The organism is Streptomyces sp. NPDC057010 (assembly GCF_042673805.1).
Classification (GTDB): domain Bacteria; phylum Actinomycetota; class Actinomycetes; order Streptomycetales; family Streptomycetaceae; genus Streptomyces.
On record NZ_JBHUSC010000107.1, the window covers coordinates 1 to 6,280 of the forward strand.

At 53.4% G+C, this 6,280-nt stretch carries 1 protein-coding gene, 2 tRNA genes and 3 rRNA genes; 5 read left to right on the forward strand and 1 reads right to left on the reverse strand.

The features are described 5' to 3' along the window. Positions 1–265 precede the first annotated feature (265 nt). The 5 genes from ACFTXQ_RS36130 to rrf all read left to right on the forward strand — a co-directional run bounded on the left by ACFTXQ_RS36130 (position 266) and on the right by rrf (position 5,488). A 16S ribosomal RNA gene (locus tag ACFTXQ_RS36130) occupies positions 266–1,798 on the forward strand. Positions 1,799–1,862: 64 nt separating this feature from the next. Beyond that, positions 1,863–1,939, forward strand: a tRNA-Ile gene (locus ACFTXQ_RS36135). Between the two features lie 43 nt (positions 1,940–1,982). Continuing rightward, positions 1,983–2,058, forward strand: a tRNA-Ala gene (locus ACFTXQ_RS36140). A gap of 281 nt (positions 2,059–2,339) precedes the next feature. Beyond that, positions 2,340–5,221: ribosomal RNA gene (locus ACFTXQ_RS36145) — 23S ribosomal RNA — on the forward strand. A 154-nt stretch (positions 5,222–5,375) separates the two neighbouring features. Beyond that, positions 5,376–5,488 (forward strand): 5S ribosomal RNA (gene rrf / locus ACFTXQ_RS36150). Together the 16S, 23S and 5S rRNA genes with 2 tRNA genes alongside form the textbook arrangement of a ribosomal RNA operon. A gap of 105 nt (positions 5,489–5,593) precedes the next feature. Here the strand turns inward: rrf and ACFTXQ_RS36155 are convergent. After that, positions 5,594–5,728 carry a PAAR domain-containing protein gene (locus ACFTXQ_RS36155; protein WP_198108122.1) on the reverse strand — a complete coding sequence of 45 codons (135 nt, stop codon included), beginning with the start codon at positions 5,726–5,728 and terminating at the stop codon, positions 5,594–5,596. Positions 5,729–6,280: the final 552 nt, after the last annotated feature.

Genomic DNA, 6,280 nt, shown 5'->3' on the forward strand with positions numbered 1-6,280 from the left:
ATTCATTACTATAATTAGTATGAACGCCGAATGTGACAGCGCAATGTCACCGATTACTCCAGTGGGAGCTAAGTATAAATGTTCTTTAAAAATTAACAGCCGATAAGTGTGGGCGCTTGATGGCAGCGAGCTGATCCTCGGATCAGATAGCGAAAGTATCAAGAGTCTCACACTAAAGTAAGTCAGGTTTATGAAGTGATTCATATTCCTGTCAGCTTTGAGTGAGCGACCGGTTCTTAACTGAACCGAAAACAGTAACAGGTTTAAACTGAAGAGTTTGATCCTGGCTCAGATTGAACGCTGGCGGCATGCCTTACACATGCAAGTCGAACGGCAGCACGGGTGCTTGCACCTGGTGGCGAGTGGCGAACGGGTGAGTAATACATCGGAACATGTCCTGTAGTGGGGGATAGCCCGGCGAAAGCCGGATTAATACCGCATACGATCTACGGATGAAAGCGGGGGACCTTCGGGCCTCGCGCTATAGGGTTGGCCGATGGCTGATTAGCTAGTTGGTGGGGTAAAGGCCTACCAAGGCGACGATCAGTAGCTGGTCTGAGAGGACGACCAGCCACACTGGGACTGAGACACGGCCCAGACTCCTACGGGAGGCAGCAGTGGGGAATTTTGGACAATGGGCGAAAGCCTGATCCAGCAATGCCGCGTGTGTGAAGAAGGCCTTCGGGTTGTAAAGCACTTTTGTCCGGAAAGAAATCCTTGGCTCTAATACAGTCGGGGGATGACGGTACCGGAAGAATAAGCACCGGCTAACTACGTGCCAGCAGCCGCGGTAATACGTAGGGTGCGAGCGTTAATCGGAATTACTGGGCGTAAAGCGTGCGCAGGCGGTTTGCTAAGACCGATGTGAAATCCCCGGGCTCAACCTGGGAACTGCATTGGTGACTGGCAGGCTAGAGTATGGCAGAGGGGGGTAGAATTCCACGTGTAGCAGTGAAATGCGTAGAGATGTGGAGGAATACCGATGGCGAAGGCAGCCCCCTGGGCCAATACTGACGCTCATGCACGAAAGCGTGGGGAGCAAACAGGATTAGATACCCTGGTAGTCCACGCCCTAAACGATGTCAACTAGTTGTTGGGGATTCATTTCCTTAGTAACGTAGCTAACGCGTGAAGTTGACCGCCTGGGGAGTACGGTCGCAAGATTAAAACTCAAAGGAATTGACGGGGACCCGCACAAGCGGTGGATGATGTGGATTAATTCGATGCAACGCGAAAAACCTTACCTACCCTTGACATGGTCGGAATCCTGCTGAGAGGCGGGAGTGCTCGAAAGAGAACCGGCGCACAGGTGCTGCATGGCTGTCGTCAGCTCGTGTCGTGAGATGTTGGGTTAAGTCCCGCAACGAGCGCAACCCTTGTCCTTAGTTGCTACGCAAGAGCACTCTAAGGAGACTGCCGGTGACAAACCGGAGGAAGGTGGGGATGACGTCAAGTCCTCATGGCCCTTATGGGTAGGGCTTCACACGTCATACAATGGTCGGAACAGAGGGTTGCCAACCCGCGAGGGGGAGCTAATCCCAGAAAACCGATCGTAGTCCGGATTGCACTCTGCAACTCGAGTGCATGAAGCTGGAATCGCTAGTAATCGCGGATCAGCATGCCGCGGTGAATACGTTCCCGGGTCTTGTACACACCGCCCGTCACACCATGGGAGTGGGTTTTACCAGAAGTGGCTAGTCTAACCGCAAGGAGGACGGTCACCACGGTAGGATTCATGACTGGGGTGAAGTCGTAACAAGGTAGCCGTATCGGAAGGTGCGGCTGGATCACCTCCTTTCCAGAGCTATCTCGCAAAGTTGAGCGCTCACGCTTATCGGCTGTAAATTTAAAGACAGACTCAGGGGTCTGTAGCTCAGTCGGTTAGAGCACCGTCTTGATAAGGCGGGGGTCGTTGGTTCGAATCCAACCAGACCCACCACCGTCTTGTGTGGCGGTACACCCTGAGGCAAATCTGTACTCATGGGGGCATAGCTCAGCTGGGAGAGCACCTGCTTTGCAAGCAGGGGGTCGTCGGTTCGATCCCGTCTGCCTCCACCAATCACCAACGCTAAGGGCTTGGTTCAGACACTGAACCGAGAATTTTGCATTGGCGATTGAGCCAGTCAGAGTGATACGTAGTATGTATCGGCTGTCGTTCTTTAACAATCTGGAAGAAGTAAGTAATTTGGATAGCGGAAGCGTCTTGAGATGGACGTGGAAACTATCCGGGTTGTGATTGTATCGATGTATCTCAAGATGATTCGAACTCTATGTTTGACTCAATTTGGAATACGGCACAACGCGAGAACTCAACCTGTAACGAGACAGACTCGTTATAGGGTCAAGCGAACAAGTGCATGTGGTGGATGCCTTGGCGATCACAGGCGATGAAGGACGCGGTAGCCTGCGAAAAGCTACGGGGAGCTGGCAAACAAGCTTTGATCCGTAGATGTCCGAATGGGGAAACCCACTCCTTTTGGAGTATCCATGGCTGAATACATAGGCCATGCGAAGAGACGGCGGTGAACTGCCACAACTAAGTACCCGCAGGAAAAGAAATCCCCCGAGATTCCCAAAGTAGTGGCGAGCGAAATGGGATGAGCCTTGCACTCTTTATTTGTATTGTTAGCCGAACGCTCTGGAAAGTGCGGCCATAGCAGGTGATAGCCCTGTAGGCGAAAACAGTATGAAAGAACTAGGTGTGCGACAAGTAGGGCGGGACACGTGAAATCCTGTCTGAAGATGGGGGGACCATCCTCCAAGGCTAAATACTCGTGATCGACCGATAGTGAACCAGTACCGTGAGGGAAAGGCGAAAAGAACCCCGGGAGGGGAGTGAAATAGATCCTGAAACCGCATGCATACAAACAGTCGGAGCCTCGTAAGGGGTGACGGCGTACCTTTTGTATAATGGGTCAGCGACTTACGTTCAGTAGCAAGCTTAACCGTATAGGGCAGGCGTAGCGAAAGCGAGTCCGAATAGGGCGTTCAGTTGCTGGGCGTAGACCCGAAACCAGGTGATCTATCCATGGCCAGGATGAAGGTGCGGTAACACGTACTGGAGGTCCGAACCCACTAACGTTGAAAAGTTAGGGGATGAGCTGTGGATAGGGGTGAAAGGCTAAACAAACCTGGAAATAGCTGGTTCTCTCCGAAAACTATTTAGGTAGTGCCTCGTGTCTCACCTTCGGGGGTAGAGCACTGTCATGGTTGGGGGGTCTATTGCAGATTACCCCGCCATAGCAAACTCCGAATACCGAAGAGTGCAATCACGGGAGACAGACATCGGGTGCTAACGTCCGGTGTCAAGAGGGAAACAACCCAGACCGCCAGCTAAGGTCCCCAAATATAGCTAAGTGGGAAACGAAGTGGGAAGGCTAAAACAGTCAGGAGGTTGGCTTAGAAGCAGCCACCCTTTAAAGAAAGCGTAATAGCTCACTGATCGAGTCGTCCTGCGCGGAAGATGTAACGGGGCTAAGCTATATACCGAAGCTGCGGATGCGAGCTTTGCTCGCATGGTAGGAGAGCGTTCCGTAAGCCTGCGAAGGTGCCTTGTAAAGGGTGCTGGAGGTATCGGAAGTGCGAATGCTGACATGAGTAGCGATAAAGGGGGTGAAAGGCCCCCTCGCCGTAAGCCCAAGGTTTCCTACGCAACGTTCATCGGCGTAGGGTGAGTCGGCCCCTAAGGCGAGGCAGAAATGCGTAGCTGATGGGAAGCAGGTCAATATTCCTGCACCATTGTTAGATGCGATGGGGGGACGGATCGCGGAAGGTTGTCCGGGTGTTGGAAGTCCCGGTCGCTGCATTGGAGAAGGCACTTAGGCAAATCCGGGTGCGGAATTCAAGGGTGTGGCGCGAGCTCCTTAGGGAGCGAAGCAATTGGAAGTGGTTCCAAGAAAAGCCTCTAAGCTTCAGTCTAACGATGACCGTACCGCAAACCGACACAGGTGGGCGAGATGAGTATTCTAAGGCGCTTGAGAGAACTCGGGAGAAGGAACTCGGCAAATTGGTACCGTAACTTCGGGATAAGGTACGCCCTTGTAGCTTGACTGGCTCGCGCCAGAAGGGTGAAGGGGTTGCAATAAACTGGTGGCTGCGACTGTTTAATAAAAACACAGCACTCTGCAAACACGAAAGTGGACGTATAGGGTGTGACGCCTGCCCGGTGCCGGAAGATTAAATGATGGGGTGCAAGCTCTTGATTGAAGTCCCGGTAAACGGCGGCCGTAACTATAACGGTCCTAAGGTAGCGAAATTCCTTGTCGGGTAAGTTCCGACCTGCACGAATGGCGTAACGATGGCCACACTGTCTCCTCCCGAGACTCAGCGAAGTTGAAGTGTTTGTGATGATGCAATCTACCCGCGGCTAGACGGAAAGACCCCATGAACCTTTACTGTAGCTTTGCATTGGACTTTGAACCGATCTGTGTAGGATAGGTGGGAGGCTATGAAACCGGAACGCTAGTTTCGGTGGAGCCGTCCTTGAAATACCACCCTGGTTTGTTTGAGGTTCTAACCTTGGCCCGTGATCCGGGTCGGGGACAGTGCATGGTAGGCAGTTTGACTGGGGCGGTCTCCTCCCAAAGCGTAACGGAGGAGTACGAAGGTACGCTAGGTACGGTCGGAAATCGTGCTGATAGTGCAATGGCATAAGCGTGCTTAACTGCGAGACCGACAAGTCGAGCAGGTGCGAAAGCAGGTCATAGTGATCCGGTGGTTCTGTATGGAAGGGCCATCGCTCAACGGATAAAAGGTACTCTGGGGATAACAGGCTGATACCGCCCAAGAGTTCATATCGACGGCGGTGTTTGGCACCTCGATGTCGGCTCATCTCATCCTGGGGCTGTAGCCGGTCCCAAGGGTATGGCTGTTCGCCATTTAAAGAGGTACGTGAGCTGGGTTTAGAACGTCGTGAGACAGTTTGGTCCCTATCTGCCGTGGGCGTTGGATATTTGAAGGGGGCTGCTCCTAGTACGAGAGGACCGGAGTGGACGAACCTCTGGTGTACCGGTTGTCACGCCAGTGGCATCGCCGGGTAGCTATGTTCGGAAGAGATAACCGCTGAAAGCATCTAAGCGGGAAACTCGCCTTAAGATGAGATATCCCTGGGGACTAGATCCCCTTGAAGGGTCGTTCGAGACCAGGACGTTGATAGGTCAGGTGTGTAAGCGCAGTAATGCGTTCAGCTAACTGATACTAATTGCCCGTAAGGCTTGATCCTATAACAAGTCTGCCTTGTAGATCTGCGCCGTGCGACAGCACCGGCTGCGATCCAAAGCGACAAGTTGGATTCTCGTGTGTGATACACACAACTCAAGATTACTGCTTCTTCCAGGATTGGTTGTGCTGCGAAGCCAGCGCAACAACCCTCTTTGCCTGATGACCATAGCGAGTCGGTCCCACCCCTTCCCATCCCGAACAGGACCGTGAAACGACTCTACGCCGATGATAGTGCGGATTCCCGTGTGAAAGTAGGTAATCGTCAGGCTCCCTAAGCCAGAAACCCCCGCCCGAAAGGCGGGGGTTTTTGCATTTCAGCGACGGAAATGCGTGTGAAGCGGGCAAGGCCCGATTCATTTGAAATCAGAGAGCATCACTCGCTTGCCAAGAATTCTTGTTGGCTGGCGATCAGCGATGCGCCACATGCAGTCTTCATCCCGTCCAGCGCAACGGCGCGGCCTTCAATAGTGTACTGGCTGGAGCCCTGAACGATCGGGTAAGCTTTCAACTTATGGGTCTGCTTTCAGGTTGTGCTATCTACGTGTCGGGTGTCGTAAATGTTGAAAAGTCGCCCCATTGAATTTATTGGAGTTTTTCACTAACTCTGTCACGGCGTTTCGAGCTTTTTGACGCGAATAGTGAAAAAACTCGGCAGTCACGCCACAAAACGTGAAAATTTTTGCGGGTGGACCGCAGAGGCTCGCGGCACAAGGCTCTGCGCCGCGCGACCGGAGAGTGGAACTGAAAATCTGCGAGGGTGGGACGCCGCGTCCCGCGAGCTGGCTTCAACTGACCCTGGCCCCGAACACGGCCGACCCCATTGTGAATCCTCTGTGGAGTACGGCCATGAAATCGGATCGGATCTGTGCCGCCTGCGGCACACCCTTCACTCCGCTCTCACACATCCCTCATCAACGCTTTTGCTCGGCCAAGGCATGCCAGCGTGCTCGCCGGCGTGCATGGCAGCACCAGCGCATGCGAGTCGATCCCGACTATCGCGAGAACCAGATCCGCGCCCAGGCCAGCTGGCGGGCCCGACATCCTGACTACTGGCGGCACT